Annotated in this window: 17 protein-coding genes; 13 read left to right on the forward strand and 4 right to left on the reverse strand. The window is 64.2% G+C overall.

Features of this window, described 5'->3' with window-relative positions; all coding sequences use genetic code 11:
• Window positions 1-13: 13 nt before the first annotated feature.
• The 5 genes from recO to adk all read left to right on the forward strand — a co-directional run bounded on the left by recO (window position 14) and on the right by adk (window position 5,577).
• Entirely contained in the window at window positions 14-751 is a 738-nt protein-coding gene (gene recO / locus EV688_RS03120) for a DNA repair protein RecO (protein WP_117314611.1), read from the forward strand.
• A gap of 85 nt (window positions 752-836) precedes the next feature.
• Window positions 837-1,736: a cysteine synthase CysM gene (gene cysM / locus EV688_RS03125; protein WP_117314612.1), complete on the forward strand. Its 900-nt coding sequence runs from the start codon at window positions 837-839 to the stop codon at window positions 1,734-1,736.
• Between the two features lie 12 nt (window positions 1,737-1,748).
• Window positions 1,749-3,974, forward strand: coding sequence for a GTP diphosphokinase (gene relA / locus EV688_RS03130; protein ID WP_117314613.1), 2,226 nt, complete (start codon window positions 1,749-1,751; stop codon window positions 3,972-3,974).
• 9 nt (window positions 3,975-3,983) lie between these two features.
• Window positions 3,984-4,796 carry a nucleoside triphosphate pyrophosphohydrolase gene (gene mazG / locus EV688_RS03135; RefSeq protein ID WP_117314614.1) on the forward strand — a complete coding sequence of 271 codons (813 nt, stop codon included), beginning with the start codon at window positions 3,984-3,986 and terminating at the stop codon, window positions 4,794-4,796.
• Between the two features lie 130 nt (window positions 4,797-4,926).
• Entirely contained in the window at window positions 4,927-5,577 is a 651-nt protein-coding gene (gene adk, locus EV688_RS03140) for an adenylate kinase (protein ID WP_117314615.1), read from the forward strand.
• On the opposite strand, the gene mobA is transcribed toward adk, so the two are convergent.
• Window positions 5,574-6,194 (reverse strand): molybdenum cofactor guanylyltransferase MobA, encoded by a 621-nt coding sequence (mobA, locus tag EV688_RS03145; RefSeq protein ID WP_131917538.1) that lies wholly within the window; start codon window positions 6,192-6,194, stop codon window positions 5,574-5,576. The genes adk and mobA overlap by 4 nt on opposite strands.
• A gap of 60 nt (window positions 6,195-6,254) precedes the next feature.
• Here mobA and tsaB point away from each other — a divergent pair, with 60 nt between their 5' ends.
• From tsaB to EV688_RS03165, 4 genes are read left to right on the forward strand one after another with little or no spacing between them, the layout of a single operon-like run.
• Window positions 6,255-6,995, forward strand: coding sequence for a tRNA (adenosine(37)-N6)-threonylcarbamoyltransferase complex dimerization subunit type 1 TsaB (gene tsaB / locus EV688_RS03150; protein WP_117314617.1), 741 nt, complete (start codon window positions 6,255-6,257; stop codon window positions 6,993-6,995).
• A complete protein-coding gene (locus EV688_RS03155; RefSeq protein WP_117314775.1) occupies window positions 6,995-7,792 on the forward strand; it encodes an undecaprenyl-diphosphate phosphatase in 798 nt (265 codons plus the stop codon). Before tsaB ends, EV688_RS03155 begins: the two co-directional genes overlap by 1 nt.
• Window positions 7,793-7,820: 28 nt before the next feature.
• Window positions 7,821-8,714: an NAD(P)-dependent oxidoreductase gene (locus EV688_RS03160; protein ID WP_117314618.1), complete on the forward strand. Its 894-nt coding sequence runs from the start codon at window positions 7,821-7,823 to the stop codon at window positions 8,712-8,714.
• Window positions 8,711-10,021, forward strand: coding sequence for a M18 family aminopeptidase (locus EV688_RS03165; protein ID WP_117314619.1), 1,311 nt, complete (start codon window positions 8,711-8,713; stop codon window positions 10,019-10,021). The genes EV688_RS03160 and EV688_RS03165 overlap by 4 nt, the downstream gene beginning before the upstream one ends.
• Before the next feature lie 41 nt (window positions 10,022-10,062).
• Here the strand turns inward: EV688_RS03165 and EV688_RS03170 are convergent, their stop codons facing one another.
• Complete coding sequence (locus EV688_RS03170) at window positions 10,063-10,989, reverse strand: glutathione S-transferase family protein (protein WP_117314620.1); 927 nt, start codon at window positions 10,987-10,989, stop codon at window positions 10,063-10,065.
• The gene (locus EV688_RS03175) at window positions 10,986-11,765 is read right to left on the reverse strand and encodes a YiiX/YebB-like N1pC/P60 family cysteine hydrolase (protein ID WP_117314621.1); all 780 of its coding nucleotides are present in this window, start codon (window positions 11,763-11,765) and stop codon (window positions 10,986-10,988) included. The genes EV688_RS03170 and EV688_RS03175 overlap by 4 nt, the downstream gene beginning before the upstream one ends.
• 277 nt (window positions 11,766-12,042) lie before the next feature.
• Here EV688_RS03175 and trpS point away from each other — a divergent pair, with 277 nt between their 5' ends.
• Window positions 12,043-13,056, forward strand: a complete 1,014-nt coding sequence (gene trpS / locus EV688_RS03180) for a tryptophan--tRNA ligase (RefSeq protein ID WP_117314776.1) — start codon at window positions 12,043-12,045, stop codon at window positions 13,054-13,056.
• Here the strand turns inward: trpS and EV688_RS03185 are convergent.
• Complete coding sequence (locus EV688_RS03185; protein ID WP_240624192.1) at window positions 13,053-15,116, reverse strand: TonB-dependent receptor; 2,064 nt, start codon at window positions 15,114-15,116, stop codon at window positions 13,053-13,055. The two genes, trpS and EV688_RS03185, sit on opposite strands and share 4 nt — an antisense overlap.
• A gap of 186 nt (window positions 15,117-15,302) precedes the next feature.
• Here EV688_RS03185 and EV688_RS03190 point away from each other — a divergent pair, with 186 nt between their 5' ends.
• From EV688_RS03190 to EV688_RS03200, 3 genes are all read left to right on the forward strand, one after another.
• The gene (locus tag EV688_RS03190) at window positions 15,303-16,409 is read left to right on the forward strand and encodes a phosphoribosylaminoimidazolesuccinocarboxamide synthase (RefSeq protein ID WP_117314622.1); all 1,107 of its coding nucleotides are present in this window, start codon (window positions 15,303-15,305) and stop codon (window positions 16,407-16,409) included.
• An 8-nt stretch (window positions 16,410-16,417) separates the two neighbouring features.
• Window positions 16,418-17,194: a sulfite exporter TauE/SafE family protein gene (locus EV688_RS03195; protein WP_117314623.1), complete on the forward strand. Its 777-nt coding sequence runs from the start codon at window positions 16,418-16,420 to the stop codon at window positions 17,192-17,194.
• Window positions 17,195-17,265: 71 nt separating this feature from the next.
• Entirely contained in the window at window positions 17,266-17,667 is a 402-nt protein-coding gene (locus EV688_RS03200; protein ID WP_117314624.1) for a protein tyrosine phosphatase family protein, read from the forward strand.

Here is a 17,667-nt window from a genome sequence, read left to right on the forward strand (position 1 = left end):
CCGGGCGGAATGAATGCGCATTACCCTGCAGCCGGCCTATCTGCTTCACCGACGACCGTTTCGCGACAGTAGCCAGCTGCTGGAGGTTCTGACTGCGGAATATGGCCGCCTTGGTCTGGTGGCCCGCGGCGTGCGCCGCAAGTCGCGCGGTGGTTCCAGTGGCTCGCTGCTGCAGCCATTCGCTCCCCTTCTGCTTTCTTTTTCAGGTGGCGGCGACCTGAAAACGCTGACCGCTATCGAGGCCGGTGGCGGTATCGCTCCGTTGCGCGGTGATGCCCTGCTCAGCGGTTTTTATCTGAATGAGCTGGCGGTGCGCCTGCTGCATCGTGATGATCCGCAACCGGACATCTTTGCCGCCTATGCGGTAGCGCTGGCTGCCTTGGCGGACGGCGGCGCTATTGAGGACGCGCTGCGCGCCTTTGAGTTCAACCTGCTCGACGCGCTGGGCTACCGTGTTGAGCTGGTGGTGAATGGGGCAGACGGCGGCGCTATCGCCGATGAGGCTTTCTACACCTATCGGCCCGGTACGGGACTGATTCCACAGGCGAACGCCGCTGTGGCAGAGGCGCCCAAAGGGCTGTACCGCGGATCCGATCTGCTGGCGGTAGCCCGGGGCGACTATCGCGGCTCCGCCGGGCAGACTGCCAAGCGACTGGCACGATCAGCGCTCGCAGACCTGCTTGGCGGACGTCCCTTGCGCAGTCGGGAGCTGTTTCTGCAACATCGTGAGCGGGCCCGTGACAGCGGCTGAGCGCTGACCCGCACCGGACCCTGCTCAGGTCCAGCTTCAGGCGTTATACTGCACCGCGCCACTCGCAGCGAAGGTTTGTTCCCCCATGCCCACATATCCCACAATAGAAAGCTGCATCGGTCAGACGCCACTGGTCAGGTTGCAGCGTCTGCCCGGGCCCACAGGCAACACCCTGCTGGCCAAGCTTGAGGGCAACAACCCGGCGGGGTCGGTCAAGGATCGGCCCGCACTCAGCATGATCGCCGAGGCCGAGGCCCGGGGCGACATCAAGCCCGGCGACACCCTGATCGAGGCCACGAGCGGCAATACGGGCATCGCCCTGGCCATGGCGGCGGCGATCCGCGGCTACCGACTCGTCCTGATCATGCCGGAAAGCGCCAGCCGTGAGCGCAAGCAGGCCATGCAGGCCTATGGTGCCGAGCTGATCGAGGTGTCGGCGAAAGACGGTATGGAGGGCGCGCGCGACATGGCAGACGGCATGGCGAGGGAGGGTCGTGGCCGCGTGCTTGACCAGTTCGCCAATCCGGATAATCCCCTGGCGCATTATCGCGGTACGGGCCCGGAGCTGTGGCAGCAGACGGCGGGCGAGATCACACACCTGGTCACCTCCATGGGCACGACGGGTACCGCCATGGGCTGTTCGGCCTTTCTCAAGGAAATGAATCCGGCGATACAGATTATCGGACTGCAGCCGGCGGACGGCGCAAGCATTCCCGGTATTCGCCGGTGGCCGCAGGCCTATCTGCCAAAGATCTTCGAGGCCGCGAGAGTGGATAGGGTGATGGATATTTCCCAGGAGGAGTCCGAGGACACCATGCGCCGGCTCGCTGCGCAGGAGGGCATATTCTGCGGCGTGTCGGCCGGTGGCTCGGTGGCGGGAGCGCTGCGACTGTCGCAGGAAGTCGAAAACGCGACCATCGTGTCGATCATTTGTGATCGCGGAGATCGCTATCTGTCCACTGGCGTGTTCGCACCGCGCGACTGAGCGGCGCAGCCCATGGTTCAGGTCCGCGATCAGTACCACGTCAGTGCCGATGGCCAGGTGGACGTCAGCCGCTGGCTCGCCCACGTGCCGATGGCGCTTGAGGCGGCGGATCGCCAGCGCCTCGCCGACGCCGCACAGATGGCCAGCGAGGCGCGGCAGCGGCCGGGCGTCGATGCCAGCGACTGGAGCGCCCACTCGGACTGTCTTCTGGCCGGTGTCGAGACCGCGCAGATACTTGCCGAGCTGCAGGTGAGCGTGGATTGCCTGCTGGCGGGTTTGCTGTACCGCGCGGTGCGCGAGGGCCGGCTCGACGTTGCCAGCGTGGCAGACCGTTTCGGTCCCGGCACGGGAAACCTCCTTGACGGCGTGCTGCGCATGGCGGCCATTGGCGATCTGCGCAATACCGGCGACGCGCGCGTTCTCGGGCAGGCTGATGCGCAGCGCGAGAACATTCGCAAGATGCTGGTAGCGATTGTGGATGATGTCCGGGTCGCGCTGATCAAGCTCGCGGAGCGTACCTGCGCGATCCGGGCGGTCAAGAACGACGCCGAGCGGCGCGAACCCATCGCCCGGGAGGTCGCGGACGTCTACGCGCCGCTGGCTCACCGTCTCGGCATCGGACACCTGAAGTGGGAGCTGGAGGATCTGTCGTTCCGCTATTTGCACCCGGACGCCTACAGCAAGATCGCGCGCCTGCTGGACGGCAAGCGCCGGGAGCGCGACCGCTTTATCCAGCAGGTGTCATCGCAGCTTGATGTGGTGTTGAGCAGCGCGAATATCGACTTTGAGCTCAATGGTCGCGCCAAGCATATCTACAGCATCTGGCGGAAAATGCAGCGCAAGGGAATCGGTTTCTCACAGGTGTATGACATCCGCGCGCTGCGCATTCTCGTTCCTGACGTCAAGGACTGCTACGCGACCCTGGGTCTGGTCCACGGGCTATGGCGCAATATCCCCAACGAATTCGACGATTACATCGCCAACCCCAAGGAAAACGGCTATCGCTCGCTGCACACGGCGGTTATTGGCCCGGAGGGCAAGATTCTCGAGGTACAGATACGCACCCGTGCCATGCATGAGGAGGCGGAACTGGGCGTCTGCGCCCACTGGCGCTACAAGGGCTCGGACCGCGAGGCGCGTCTTGGCAGCACCTATGAAGAAAAGATCGCGTGGCTGCGCCAGGTCCTGGATTGGCATGAGGAAACCGGCGATGCCGGCAGCGTTGCGGAACAGCTCAGCTTCAATGTCGCCCAGGATCGCGTGTATGTGTTTACCCCCTCCGGCGACGTGGTGAACCTCGCCAGCGGTGCCACCCCCCTGGATTTTGCCTATCACGTGCACACCGAGGTGGGTCACTGCTGCCGCGGCGCCAAGGTCAATGGGCAGATCGTGCCGCTGACCTATGAACTCAAGACGGGTGAGCGTGTGGAAATACTCACCGCGAAGCAGGGCCAGCCGAAGCGCGACTGGCTGCAGCCGGCGCTGGGCTACCTCAGGACCAGTCGCGCCCGTGCCAAGGTTCAGCAGTGGTTCAAGAGCCAGGCGCGGGAGGAGAACATTGACGCGGGCCGGCACCTCCTGGAGCGGGAGTTCCGGCGCATGGCGCTGACCAGCGTCGACTACAAGCGCATTGCCGCCAGGGTGCAGCTGTCCACGGTAGAGGACATGTTCGCGGCGGTGGGAGCGGGAGACCTGTCGTCCTCACAGGTAGTCAATGCCGCGGAGAGCCTGGTCGGTGACAGGCCGCAGCCGCAATTGCGTGTGGCGCACGGCAAGGGGCGTCGCAGCGGTCATGTCGATGTTCAGGGCGTGGGCAATCTGCTGACGCACATGGCGGGCTGCTGCAAGCCGCTCCCGGGCGACAACATCGTCGGTTTTATCACCCAGGGCCGCGGCGTCAGCGTGCACCGTGCGGACTGCCGCCGGGTCGTCCAGTGCCAGGACAGCTCGCCGGAGCGCATTATCGAGGTGGAGTGGGGCTCGGACGCTGACGAGAAGTTCGAGGTCGACATCGCCATCGAGGCCTACGATCGCCAGGGGCTGCTGCGGGATGTCACCGCGATGTTCGCCACTGCACGGATCAATGTGCTCGCCATCACGACACAGTCCATCCGCCAGTCGCATTCCGCCACCATGCGTCTGACCGTTGAAATTGCCGACCTCGAGTCACTCGCCAAGCTGCTGGAGCGACTGAACCGACTGAAAAACGTGATATCCGCAAAGCGGATCAACAGCTGAGGTAAAGCCGTGACCGATACCCGCTATGACCTGAACGATCTTCTGCGCATCATGCAGCGTCTGCGCGACCCTGACGGCGGCTGTCCCTGGGACCTGAAACAGGATTTTCAGAGCATCGTGCCCTCCACTATCGAGGAGTGCTATGAACTGGCAGAGGCAATAGAGCAGGAGGACTACCCGCATGTTGCCGAGGAACTGGGAGATGTTCTTTTCCAGGTGATCTTCTACGCCCAGCTCGGCAGTGAGCGGGCGCTGTTCGATTTTCACGCCATTGTGCACACGCTGGCGGACAAGCTGGTGCGGCGGCATCCCCACGTCTTTGTCCCTGGCGACCTTGAGCGGCGCGTGGACCCCGGGGCCCTGGACGAGGCCGACGTCAAGGCGCAGTGGGAAGCGATCAAGCGCGAGGAGCGTCGCGCCCGCGACCAGCATCATGCACTCGCCGATGTGCCGGTGGCACTGCCGGCACTGCAGCGTTCGCAGAAGCTACAGAAACGCGCCGCCCATGCGGGCTTCGACTGGTCGGACAGTGATGGCGTGCTGGACAAACTGGAGGAGGAGATTGCCGAGTTGCGCGCTGCCATGCACAGCGGTGAGAGCGACGCGGTCGAGGACGAAATGGGAGACGTGCTGTTCACCTGTGTGAACCTGGCCCGCTGGCTGAAGCTCGATGCAGAGCGTGCCCTGCGGCGGGCGTCGGGCAAGTTCGAGCGTCGCTTCCGCCGCGTGGAAGAACTGGCAGGCGCCCGCGGTGCGACACTGGATTCCCTCGACCCGATTGCGCTGGACGAGCTCTGGCAGGCCGCAAAAGCGGACGTCTAGCGCCGTGAAACGGCCCCGGAGGAGCCCTTGTACTCGTTCCGTGGGCTGTGTAAGGTTGCGCTTCTTCTGACCGGGGTCGGCGTTGCCACGTGCGCCGCATGGATAAAAGCTACTGCCAAGGAACAGCTGCATGCGTTTAATTCTTCTGGGCGCCCCGGGTGCCGGAAAAGGCACTCAGGCCCAGTTTATTACCGAGCACCTGAATATCCCGCAAATTTCTACCGGCGACATGCTGCGCGCTGCGGTCAAGGCGGAGACAGAACTTGGCAAACGCGCAAAGGACGTCATGGACGCGGGCGGTCTGGTCTCCGACGATATCATCATCGGCCTGGTGGAGGAGCGTATCAAGGAACCGGACTGCGCCCACGGCTTTCTGTTCGACGGTTTTCCGCGGACCATTCCGCAGGCTCAGGCGCTGCTGGATTCCGGCGTGGTGATTGACCACGTGGTAGAAATTGCCGTGGATGACGAGGAGATTGTCGGGCGCATGTCAGGTCGCCGCGTGCACCCCGCCTCGGGTCGCATATACCACACCGAGCACAACCCACCGCGGGTTGAGGGCGTTGACGACGTCACCGGCGAAGCGCTGGTCGCCCGGGATGACGATCGCGAGGAAGTGGTGCGCAAGCGTCTTGCGGTGTACCACGAGCAGACAGCGCCTCTGGTGGGTTTCTACCGGTCTCTCACCAGCGATGCCGCCCCGGAGTATCACCGCATTATGGGGGTGGGCGATGTCGAGGACATCCGCGATCGCGTCTTTGCCGCTCTTGGCGTGAGTTAGCGGTCCGCGCGAGGCTGGTTGATATTGCGCAAGGCCCCCGGCGGCAGATCTACGAACAGACCCTGGGTATGCAGGGTCGCCAGCCATCCCCGCACGCTGCGCTCCCCGCTGTCCAGATACCCCGCCAGTCCCGCCAGAGCCTCCCGGCGCACTGCGAGGCACAGATAGTGCTCGCGCCCGCCGCTGCTCAGGTAAGCCGCATCAAGCCCCCGCGCGCCTCCTTGTGCGAGAGTATCGCGCAGGCGTGTGAAAACAGCCGGCGAAACGCCGGGCATATCGCAGGGCGACACCAGCAGAAGCGGCGTCGACACCTGCCCGCTGGCCGCTTCCAGTCCCGCAAGGGGTCCCTGGTAACCCCCGCGATCGTCGGCTATCACGCGGTCGGCGAAGTCGCAGTAATGGTCCAGGTTGCGGTTGCAGCTGATCAGCAGCCGGCTGACCAGCGGCCGCAGGTTGCGCGCAGCATGTGCCACCAGCGGCTCTCCCTGCCAGGGAATCAGCCCCTTGTCCCGGTTCTGCATGCGCCGCCCGGCGCCGCCCGCAAGAATCAGACCTGTGGTCGCCACGCGATGCTGTGGGGCGAGGGGATCGATCGATAAGCGGCTGACTGGGTGCATGGGACGGATTGTGGGATAATTTCGCGATTTACGCACATCATTCGGGCGGGTGAAAATCACATGGCTTCAGGCGAAGGGCGCAGTCAACGACTGCTGGGCATTGAGACTGCAACCGATGCCTGCTCGGTCGCCCTGTGCCTTGACGGTAAAACGGCGCAGCGCCATGAGTGCCAGCCGCGCCAGCACAGTCGCCGGCTTTTTCCTATGCTCGCTGACCTGCTGGGGAATCGCCCGCCGGCTTCCCTGACGCTTGACGCCATTGTCTACGGCTGCGGCCCAGGTTCCTTCACTGGCTTGCGCATTGCGGCCAGTGCCGCTCAGGGGCTCGCTTTCAGTCTTAACCTGCCGGTCGTGCCGGTCTCCACGCTGGCCTGTCAGGCAGCCACGGCGCGGCGCGAGCACGACGTGCCGGAGAGTGCAGTGATACTGAGTACGCTGGACGCCAATATCGGGCAGGTTTACTGGGCGCTCTACCGCGCTACGCCCGAGGGAGTGGTTGAGCTGATGCCGCCCGCCGTATGCACGCCTGAAGCGCTGCCGGCCGCCGCGATCACGGCGCAGCTGCCGGAGGCGTCGCCGCTCTGTGTCGTGGGCTCGGGAACCGCGCTGCTTTACCGTATTCCCGGGCTGCCCGTGCACCGCGGCTATGCTGACGTGCTGCCTCAGGCACGCGATCTGCTGTCGATGGCGCGGACCGCGCTGGCGTCGGGTGCCACGCAGTCTGCGGCAGACGTCTCGCCAGTCTATGTTCAGGATGCAACACGCTGGAAGAAGCTGGCAGAGCAGGGGCCGCGCGCGTGATCGACTGGTGGCAGGCTATCATCCTGGCCTTGCTTCAGGGACTCACGGAATTTCTGCCGATTTCCAGCTCGGCCCACCTGGTAATTCCCTCACTGATGCTCGGCTGGAAAGATCAGGGCCTGGCTTTTGATGTGGCGGTTCACGTCGGCACGCTGAGCGCGGTGGTGATATATTTCCGCCGCGACCTGATCGCGCTGCTGCTGGCACTCGTGTCGGGCACGCGGGAGCGCAGGGTGAACGACGGCTGCCGCCAGGTCATGTTCCTTGTTGTAGCCACCTTGCCCGTGGTGATCACGGGTTTCCTGCTCAACGACGTGATCGAGGGGCATTTGCGCACGCTGCCCGTGATTGCCGCCACCACGCTGGTCTTCGGCCTGGTCCTGGGGCTTGCCGACCGGTCGGCACGGGACGGTATACAGCGCGACCTCACACTGCCCATCGCCCTGGCCGTGGGCATTGCCCAGGCGATAGCACCGGTACCCGGTGTCTCGCGCTCCGGCGTGACCATTACCGCGGGTCTTCTCCTCGGTCTCGGGCATCAGCGCGCGGCGCGCTTTTCGTTTTTACTGTCGATTCCTGTCATCGCCGGCGCCGGGCTGCTCAAGGGGCGCGACCTGCTGCTGCTTGAAACGCCCGTGCCCTGGCTGCAGCTGCTGCTGGCCGCGCTGCTGGCGGGCACCACCGCCTACGCCTGCATTGCGGCCTTTCTGCGCCTGATCGATCGCATTGGGCTGATGCCCTTTGTTTACTACCGCGTCGCCCTGGCGCTGGTTCTCGCCGCGCTCTGGTTGGCATAATGCGGCGCCAGCTATTTGGAGGAACAGCATGAAGATCGCGTTTATCGGCCTTGGCGTCATGGGCTTTCCCATGGCGGGGCATCTGCGGGCCGCAGGACACGAGGTGACCGTGTTCAATCGTACGCGGCAGCGGGCATTGGCCTGGCAGCAACAGCACGGCGGCAGTGTTGCCGACACGCCGGCGGCGGCTGCCGCCGGTGCCGAGATCGTGTGCTGCTGCGTCGGCAACGATGACGACGTGCGTCAGGTACTGCTCGGGGATGACGGTGCGTTGGCGGCCATGGCCACGGGTTCGCTGCTGGTAGACCACACGACGGCGTCCGCGGCACTGGCCCGTGAACTTCACGTGGCCGCCGGCGCGGTCGGCGTCGGTTTTCTCGATGCTCCCGTGTCGGGTGGACAGGCGGGCGCCGAGAACGCTGCACTCACCATCATGGTCGGCGGCGACGACGATCCTTTTGCCCGCGCCGAGCCGGTCCTGTCGGCCTATGCACGCTGTGTGCGCCTGCTGGGTCCCAGCGGCAGCGGGCAGCTGGCGAAGATGGTCAACCAGATCTGTATCGCTGGTGTGGTGCAGGGACTTGCCGAGGGCCTGGCGTTCTCCGAGCGCGCGGGCCTCGACAGCGCTGCCGTGATCGAGGTTATCTCCCAGGGCGCAGCGCAGTCCTGGCAGATGGTCAACCGCTACCAGACCATGCTGGCCGGGGAGTATGAGCACGGCTTTGCGGTGGACTGGATGCGCAAGGACCTGGGAATGGTGCTGGAGGAGGCCGCGCAGCGCGATCTGGAATTGCCCGTCACGTCGCTGGTCGACGCCTTCTACGCCGAGGTGCAGGAGTTGGGCGGCGGCCGCTGGGATACCTCGAGCCTGTTCGCGCGCATGCGGGCGCAGATGGCGGAAAGCGGGAGCGGAACCTCATGAACAGCACCGATTTCAATCACGGATTGTGTGATTTTCTGTCCCGCGCCACCACGCCATTTCATGCGGTGGCGGCCATGGCCGCCACCCTGCGCGAGGCCGGGTTTGAGTCCCTCGATGAAACGGAGAAAGGCGCGTCGACGCAGCCGGGAGGCCGCTACTACCTCACCCGCAACGACAGCAGCCTGATTGCCTTCACCCACGGCACGGAACACGCGCCCGGGGACGGCCTGCACATGGTTGGCGCGCACACCGACAGTCCCTGCCTGATGGTCAAGCCCAACCCCGAGCGGCTTCGCCAGGGCTGTTTCCAGCTCGGGGTGGAGGTTTACGGCGGCGCGCTGCTGAACCCCTGGTTCGATCGCGACCTGTCTCTCGCCGGGCGGGTCAGCTATGCCGACGACGCTGGGGCGCTGGCCACGGGCCTGGTAGATTTCCGCAGGCCGCTGGCCATTATCCCGAGTCTCGCGATCCACCTCGACCGCGAGGCGAACAGCAACCGCAGCGTAAATCCGCAGACCGACATCCTGCCCCTGCTTGCCCTCGCCAAAGAGGGCGAGGAGCCGGCCCTGCGGGAGCTTCTCGCCACCAAGCTCCGCGAGCAGGGCCACGCCGTCGGCCGGGTGCTTGACTACGAGCTGTGTTTCTACGACGTGCAGCCGCCGGCAGTGGTGGGTCTGAAGCAGGAGTTCATTGCCTCGGCGCGCCTGGATAACCTGCTGTCCTGCTATGTCGGCCTGCAGGCGCTGCTGGCGGCGGACCCGGCGCAGTCCTCATTGCTGGTGTGCAATGACCACGAGGAGGTCGGCAGCACTTCCGCCGTGGGTGCACAGGGTCCGATGCTGCGATCGCTGTTGATGCAGCTGGCGGGCAACGAGCCGGCCTACGCGCACATGCTCGATCGCTCGGTGATGATTTCGGCCGACAACGCCCACGCCGTGCATCCCAACTACGCCGACCGCCACGACGAGCGACACGGCCCCCACCTCAACGCCGGGCCGGTCATCAAGCACAACGCCAACCAGCGCTACGCCACAAGTAGCGAGACGGCGGGGCTTTACCGCCTGCTGGCTGAGAAGGAAGACGTGCCCGTGCAGTCTTTCGTGGTGCGCACCGACATGGGCTGCGGCAGCACGATCGGTCCCCTGACCGCGGCTGAGCTCGGTGTGCGTACGCTGGATATCGGTGTGCCGACACTGGCCATGCACAGCGTGCGCGAACTTGCCGGCAGCGAGGATGCCTTCAACCTGTGGCGGGTATTGCGCCGTTTCTATGCGTATCCGAGGGCAAGCGCGCCCCGTGTTGAGTGAACGGGCTCGCGCAGCCGGTTCCCTGGGCCTGCCGATACCTATCAATGCTCCGCCGAAAGTGCATAGCCCGCGCGCGGAAAGTGCACGTGCACGGTGTCGAAGCCGTCCGTTTCCCGCGCGACGATAATCCTGTCATCGGTGAGCGCCACCAGCGTTCCGGTCACGGGCACGACGCCGTAGTCCTCGGGCGCCACTGCCACGCTTTCACCGAGTGCCACGGGGGGCTGTTCGACGCTGTCCGGGAGAGGTCTGGGTTTGGCGTCCCGGGCGACGGCGAAGGCCTGCTCCTGGCCGATCTCCTCGCGTCTGCCGTGACCGATGGCGGCCACGCGCTGGTACCAGCGCATGACCTCTGGTGAGGCATCAAGCGGCTTGCGACGGGTTGTCACGTGCAGCCACAGCGGGTGATAGACCGAAAAATCCGCCACCGTCGGTGCCTCGCCACTGAGCCACTCGCTGTCTGCCAGCGCGTTCTGAAGGGTGTCGAGGAAGGATTGCAGCGTGGCTCTTGCCTCGGCGGCTTTCGGCGGTCTGGCCTTGCCACCCTGGAGCAGGCGGGAGCGGTCTTTCACGAACCGGTAGGCGCCGATGGGACCAAGTAACTGCAGCAGTGTGCCCAGCAGCCTGGGCGCGGGTACTGCAACAATGGCGGCGAAAAAGACCTCCTTTTCGGCAGTCTGCATCAGCGAGCGCGCATCGCCAAGTAGGTTCGCAGGATTGAGCGCGGGCAGGTCTGCCATCGCTGCCACCTCTCGGGCAATAAGGTCAGTATCACAGAGGATGTCGGCGCCGATCTGTGCCACGGGAATCCGGCGGTAGCCGCCGGCCAGCGGGTCGACGTTCGGTCGTGGCGGCAAGGGCGGAGAGAGTAGGGACTGCCAGTGGCTGTTGCCCAGACCGAACATCAGGCGCACTTTTTCCGCGTACGGTGAGTTTTCATAGTGGTGCAGAATGATTGGCTGGGTCATAGGGCTTGCCGTTCCTTTTCCGGAAGTTCCGATTCCACCCACTTCAGCCGACGGAAATTGAAGTTCTCGTGCAGGGTGGGCTTGATGATGTCGAAGTAGGGCGAGAGGTCGAAATCCCGGGGCACGAACAGGGTGTGGTGGCGTCTGTACAGTAGTACCTCCAGGGTCCTGCCATCATCGACGCTGTCCTGCCCGATAAAGGGCAGAATGGGATAGCGGATCGACTGGAATGCCTCCGCAATCAGCGTAGAGCAGATAGCTCTCGTTGGGTCCCCGCTACCGAGACTGATCATTCGGCGCCGAAACTGTGACGGTACGGGTGGCGTTGGCAGAAGGTAGCGTGCCAGGTCGGTAATGTTGCGCAGGTCGTACTGATGTCCGAGACGGCCCAGAGCGTGATCAATCACGCGTCGCCGGTCTTCGTTGCTGACGCCCACGGGCCTGCAGATGCGAGTGTTGAATCCTGCGTATTCGCTTATCCCGGTCGTGCGAACGCCAGCGCGGGTGTCCGCCTCGATGAAGCAGTGCGCATCGGGTATGTCGCCCCGGTCGTGACCGAACCCGATGTACAGCGCCGCGTGCGACCAGGTGGACTGGGTCAGGTAGCGAATGGCCGTGCTGATGCGGGAGGTGCCCTCCACCAGCAGGACGTCGCCGGGTTCCAGCGCATTGAGAAGTGCTTCGACGCCGGGGCCCCGGAAGTCTTCGCCCTTGCCCCGGGGTTTGCTAAGAAACTCTGCGAGTCGCGTTCCGATACGATGCAACAGGGAATTCATGCGTGTTGTTCAGTGCTCCGCTTTCGTGGATGAAACGTTCGGATATTCCGGACAGTCGATTCCGCCGTCGGCGAGTCCGCGCATTGCATGGCTTGCGTGGTATCCCGGCGCCGAATGGAGCGGCAATAATGCCAGACATGGGCGTGCTGTCCACGCATCGACGCGGCGAGTTCTGCCACCCTGTCGCGTTCACCTGCGACAGCAGGCTCGGGTAGCGGATAGATTTACCGACAGGAATCCGTATCATGACGGGCTTTTGCGTACGGGTCGAAACAGCATGAGCGAGCAACGGGTTCTCACCGGCATCACCACCACCGGCACGCCGCACCTTGGCAACTATGTCGGCGCGATCCGCCCGGCAATCGCGGCCGCGACACAGCCGGACCAGCAGAGTTTCTTTTTTCTTGCCGACTACCACGCGCTGATCAAGTGCCAGGATCCCGAGCAGATACGCCGCTCGAGCCTCGAGATCGCCGCCACCTGGCTGGCCTTCGGGCTGGATACCGACCGCGCGATTTTCTACCGGCAATCCGATATCCCCGAGATTCCGGAACTCACCTGGATTCTCAACTGCAGCGCCGCCAAGGGCCTGATGAACCGCGCCCATGCCTACAAGGCCGCGGTACAGGCGAACGAGGAGGCCGGTGAAGATCCCGACTTTGGCATTACCATGGGTCTGTTCTGCTACCCGGTATTGATGGCGGCGGACATTCTCATGTTCGGTGCCCAGCGCATTCCTGTAGGGCGCGACCAGATACAGCACGTGGAGATGGCGCGGGATATTGCCCAGCGTTTCAACCACAATTTTGCCGACGTCTTCACTCTGCCCGAGGCGGTTGTCGAGGACAATGGCGCCGTGCTGCAGGGGCTGGATGGGCGCAAGATGAGCAAGAGCTACAACAACACCATCCCGCTGTTCGAGTCGGAGAAGAAGCTGCGGAAATCGATTAACCGCATCAAGACCAATCTGCTGGAGCCCGGCGAGCCCAAAGCCACCGATAACTCAACGCTGTTCCAGATATGGGCGGCCTTTGCCGACGATAGCGAAACATCGCGCATGCGCCAGGCCTTTGCCGACGGCATCGCCTGGGGCGAAGCGAAGAAGCAGCTCTTTGAGCTGGTGAACGATCATCTGGCGCCGGCACGCGGGTATTACATGGAACTCATGGATGATCCCGGGCACATCGAATCGGTGCTGCAAAAGGGCGCGCAGCGAGCCCGTGAGTACAGTGTTCCGCTCATGCAGCGGGTGCGTGATGCTGTCGGCATCTCCAGCATGGGCGGGCGCTAACGCCCGCCGGGATACCAAGATACCTCCGCGTACACTCCTCGCGGCTGGCCGACAAAGTAGCGATACTGGCCGAAGCCGAAGTCGGCGCGCTCGGCGTAATCCCGGTTAAGCAGGTTGGTGACGCGCAGGCCGGCCTCCCAGTTCGCAGAGATCGCACTGCGCAGCCGCAGATTGAGCAGGCTGTGGCCGTCGTATTCGTGGTTGTTGTCCGGATCCAGGTAATAGCTGTCCATGTAGACCCATTCCAGTTCCGCATGACCCGGGCCGAGCAGTGACATCTCGCGACCGATGCGGGCGCTGCCGAACAGGCGCGGCGCGGTGGTGATGTCATTGCCGCTGATATCGCTGCCCGAGCCGAGAAGCGGCGTCTGCCCTTCGTAGCGGTGTCTGGCGGCACTCGCATCAAGGCCTGCATACCAGCCGCCGTCAGCGCGATAGTCGAGGGTGACTTCCAGGCCGCGATGGCTGGTTTCCGCGCCGCTGACATTCTGGCGGTCAGCGTCCTGGAAAATGACGTCGGTCTTGTTCATCGCATACAGGGTCAGGTCCCAGCTAAGTCGGGCATCGAAATCGCCGCGCCAGCCCACTTCCACGCTGTCGATGCGCTCGGAGTCCAGTTCGGCGATGGTCTGCCCCGACTGCAGCCGATACAGTTCGGCGGTCTGCGGTGCACGGAACCCGCGAGCCAGTCGCGTGTAGACCACATTGTTGCCCAAGCCGCCGTAGCTTGCCCCGAGATTAAACGAGGCATCGCTGAAGCGGTCCTCGCGATCGGCAGGGCGGAAGAAGCGACAGGCGCTGGCCTCGGGGGCGCAGGCCGAGCCATCGCCGGTGCGGTTGTCATAGTCGTAGCGTCGGTGCTCGAAGCGCCCGCCCGCCTGCAGTGTCCAGTCCGTGGCCGGCTGCCAGTTAAGCTGCGTGTAGGCCGCGGCAACCGAGGCGTCAACGGTGTAATCGTAGTGCACGCCGCGCGGCTGGTTCGGACTGAAGTCGTTGGCCTGTATCTCGCTCAGATACCCGTTGGTGCGCTCGAGGTCGATGCCGCGAATCCACTCCAGATTACCCTCGTCCACCGTCAGTACCACGTTGAGTCCTGCGCTCTCATGGCCGTTGGTTTCCACTGGCTGCCAGGGCAGGAAGTGCTGCAGAAACTCCATGCGGTTGCGGCGCAGGTACGGTGTTACCGTGAGGGAGGTGTCCGGAGCCAGCTCCCGCTGCCAGCGGCTATAGGCGCGCAGCGACCAGGTATCGCGGTAGGCCTCGGGATTGGGGTTGCGTCTTCGCAGACTGCCATCCTTGTAGGCCCTGAAACCCTGTATGAAGCCGGAAGTCTCCTGGTTCAGGTTGGTCGCCTCCAGCGCGGACGTCACCTGCCAGATATCGCCGGCATAATCGTGTCGCAGCGTCAGCTTCTGCTGATCAAAACCGGAGTCATCCTTGAAGCCGCCGTCGGTGGCGGCATTGCCGCGCAGGCTGATGCCGTGTCGGCCCCGGCTCTCGCTGTAGCGGTATTTCGCCCGGTAATAATCGAACGGGCCGGTCTCCAGGGTGGCACGCTGCTCGCGCTCTGCGGTCGGTTCCGCGGTGAGAATGTTGATTACGCCGTGCATGGCATTGGAGCCATACACCGAGGTGCCCGGACCGCGAATGACTTCGACCCGGTCCGCCTGCTCCGCATTGGCGTCAAACAGCTGGTTGACGTTGCAAAAGCCCGGCGCGCGCAGGCTGATGTTGTCCCAGCCCATGAAGAAAGGTCCACAGCCGCCGGCGCCGGTCAACACGGGCGAGCGCAGTGCGGTAAGGCTTTCCTGTCCGTTACCGCGGCTGATCCAGGCACCCGGAACGCGCTGCATCAGTTCATTGATGTGCACCGCTGCGGTGGTGTCGATCTCATCACCGCGGATGGTGGACCAGCCAACGGGGAGCTCGAGGGCTTTTTCGGCGCTGCGGCTTGCGCTGACGAACACTTCCTCAAGCCGCGGCGGCGGATCGGCGACGGCCGTTGCGCTCAATGAGAGCATCAGGGGCAGGGCGGCAGAGCGCCAGGGCGCGAATGGCATTGGGATCTCCCGGTAGCAATGATGGGAGAGTGTAACAGCGCGCCGGTGCAGGCCCCAAGTCGCCGCGCACCGGGCCTATGGCCGTTTCGGTATACCCCGGCGGATTGCGCAAGACCGCGCCCGGTCCCCCAGTGCGCACGCTGTTTGCTATCATGCACGCTCTTCGACCCTGAAAGAGAGTTCTGCATGTCGCCCGTTTCCGAGGTGCTGGCCGTTAATGATACGCTGCCCATCCGCACCTCCTCGCCGGTGCACAGTGGCAAGGTCCGTTCCGTGTACTGGCTGACTGAGGCAGACAGTGCGCGCCTGGTGGCGCAGCGTGGATATCCGGCAGGCCCTGGTGCGCGGCTCGGTATCATGGTGATTTCGGATCGCCTTTCGGCGTTTGACTGCATCTGGCACGCGGAAGGCGGACTGCACGGCGTGCCGGGCAAGGGCGCCGCACTGAACGCGATAGCCAGCTACTGGTTCCGATGCTTCACTGACGCGGGGCTGGCGCCCAATCACATACTCGAGGTTCCGCATCCGCTGGTCTGGATCGTGCAGCGTGCGCGGCCAGTTGCCATTGAGGCGATTGCGCGGCAGTACATCACGGGTTCCATGTGGCGTGCGTACGAGCGCGGCGAACGTGAGTTCTGCGGCATTCAGCTGCCCGCGGGCCTGCGGCGCGACCAGCGACTCCCGGAGCTGCTGGTAACGCCATCCACAAAAGGCATTCTGACCGGCATTCCGGGTGTGCCCGCAGCGGATGATGTCAACGTCAGCTCCGCACAGATCCGCGAGCACGCGGATCGCTTTCAGTTCGCGTCGCCGGACGATGTCGACACCTGCGACCGCCTGCTCCGGGAAGGGTTTTCCCTGATCTCGGCGCAGCTCGCCGAGAAGGGGCTGCTGCTGGTGGATACCAAGTTCGAGTTTGGCTATGTGTCCGCCGAGGACGGAGCGGACCGGCTGATCTACATGGATGAGGTGGGTACCCCCGATTCCTCGCGTCTCTGGGACGCCGCGGCCTATCGCGAAGGTCGCGTCGTTGAGAGTTCGAAAGAGACGTTCCGGCAATCCCTGCTGGCGCGGGTCGAGGATCCCGCAGTCCTCCTCGACAAGGATCGCATGCCCGAGCGCCAGGTCCTGGCGCGGGATACCGTGTTGCCCCGCGCGCTGTTTGACGAAGTGTCTGCCACTTACACCGGTCTTGCCGAGCGGATTACCGGTGAGGCGCTGCCGCGATCGGATGACCCGCGTCGCGACATTCTGGACGTTCTCGGCGGCGACGCCTTCCGCCTGGTTGACTGAACCTTCCTGTGCTCGGAGATCCCTTTTTCTGGCTTGTCAGCATCCCCGCCGTTCTGCTGTTCGGCATCGGCAAGGGTGGCTTCGGCGGGGCCGTGGCGATTCTTGCGGTGCCACTGATGGCGCTGGTCATGTCGCCGGTTCAGGCTGCGGCGATTCTGCTGCCCATTCTGGTGGTGATGGATGCCGTGGTGGTGCGCACGTTCTGGGGGCACTTTGACTGGCGCGCGCTGCGTCGTCTGCTTCCCGGGGCGGTTCTGGGAATTTCTCTCGGCTACTACAGCGTTGGCCTGCTGGATGAAAACGCGCTGCGGCTGCTTGTCGGTATCGTGGCCATCACCTTCGGGCTGCTGACACTGCTCGGCCTGCAGGCGGTGACCGGTCGCGAGCACCATGCGGGGACCGCGCTGTTCTTCGGTACGCTGTCGGGCTACACGAGTTTCAGCATCCATGCCGGTGGGCCGCCGCTCACCATGTATCTGCTGCCGAAGTCGCTGCCGCCGTTGGTGTTTGTCGGTACGGCCGGGGTCTTCTTCGCCGCCGTCAATGCGCTCAAGCTTTACCCCTATTATCTGCTGGGCCAGTTCGATACGGACAATCTGCTGTATTCGCTTGTGCTGATGCCACTGGCGCCGGTAGGCGTGCGCATCGGGCACTGGCTGGTGCTGCACTCGCAGCCCGCCGTATACTACCGGATCATCGCAGTCTTCCTCGTGCTGGTGGGCATCAAGCTCATCGCGGACGGTCTTGGCCTGGGGTGGACTGCCAGCTCGATAGCCGCCGGTTGAAACGCCGCGCCGGTTGAAACGCCACGGTGTGGGTAAGCCCTGCCACGGAATGACCCCATAGGAGAGAGAACATGCAGATCATCAGTCTCACGGACAGTGTCGGCGTTGCGGGTCAGGTTCAGCCCGCGGACATGCCCGCCATCGCCGAGGCGGGCTACAAGGTCGTGATCAACAATCGCCCGGATGGCGAGGCACCGGACCAGCCGCGAAGTGAGGAACTCGCCGCCGCGGCCACGGCTGCAGGGCTGGAGTATCATTACTATCCGTTGAATGCCATGAATTATCCCGGCGACGACACGGAGGCGATGGCGGCCCTGTTCAACGATGATTCCCGACCTGTCTTTGCGTTCTGTCGCAGTGGCACGCGCTCGAGCAATCTGTGGATCAGCACGCGCTCTGCCGATGCCCGGGATGCGGCGCAGCGCCGCGCGAGCGGCCTCGGTTTCGACATTTCGATGTCAATGCAGCGCTAG

The organism is Chromatocurvus halotolerans (genome assembly GCF_004340525.1).
In the GTDB taxonomy this organism is placed as follows: Bacteria; Pseudomonadota; Gammaproteobacteria; order Pseudomonadales; family Halieaceae; genus Chromatocurvus; species Chromatocurvus halotolerans.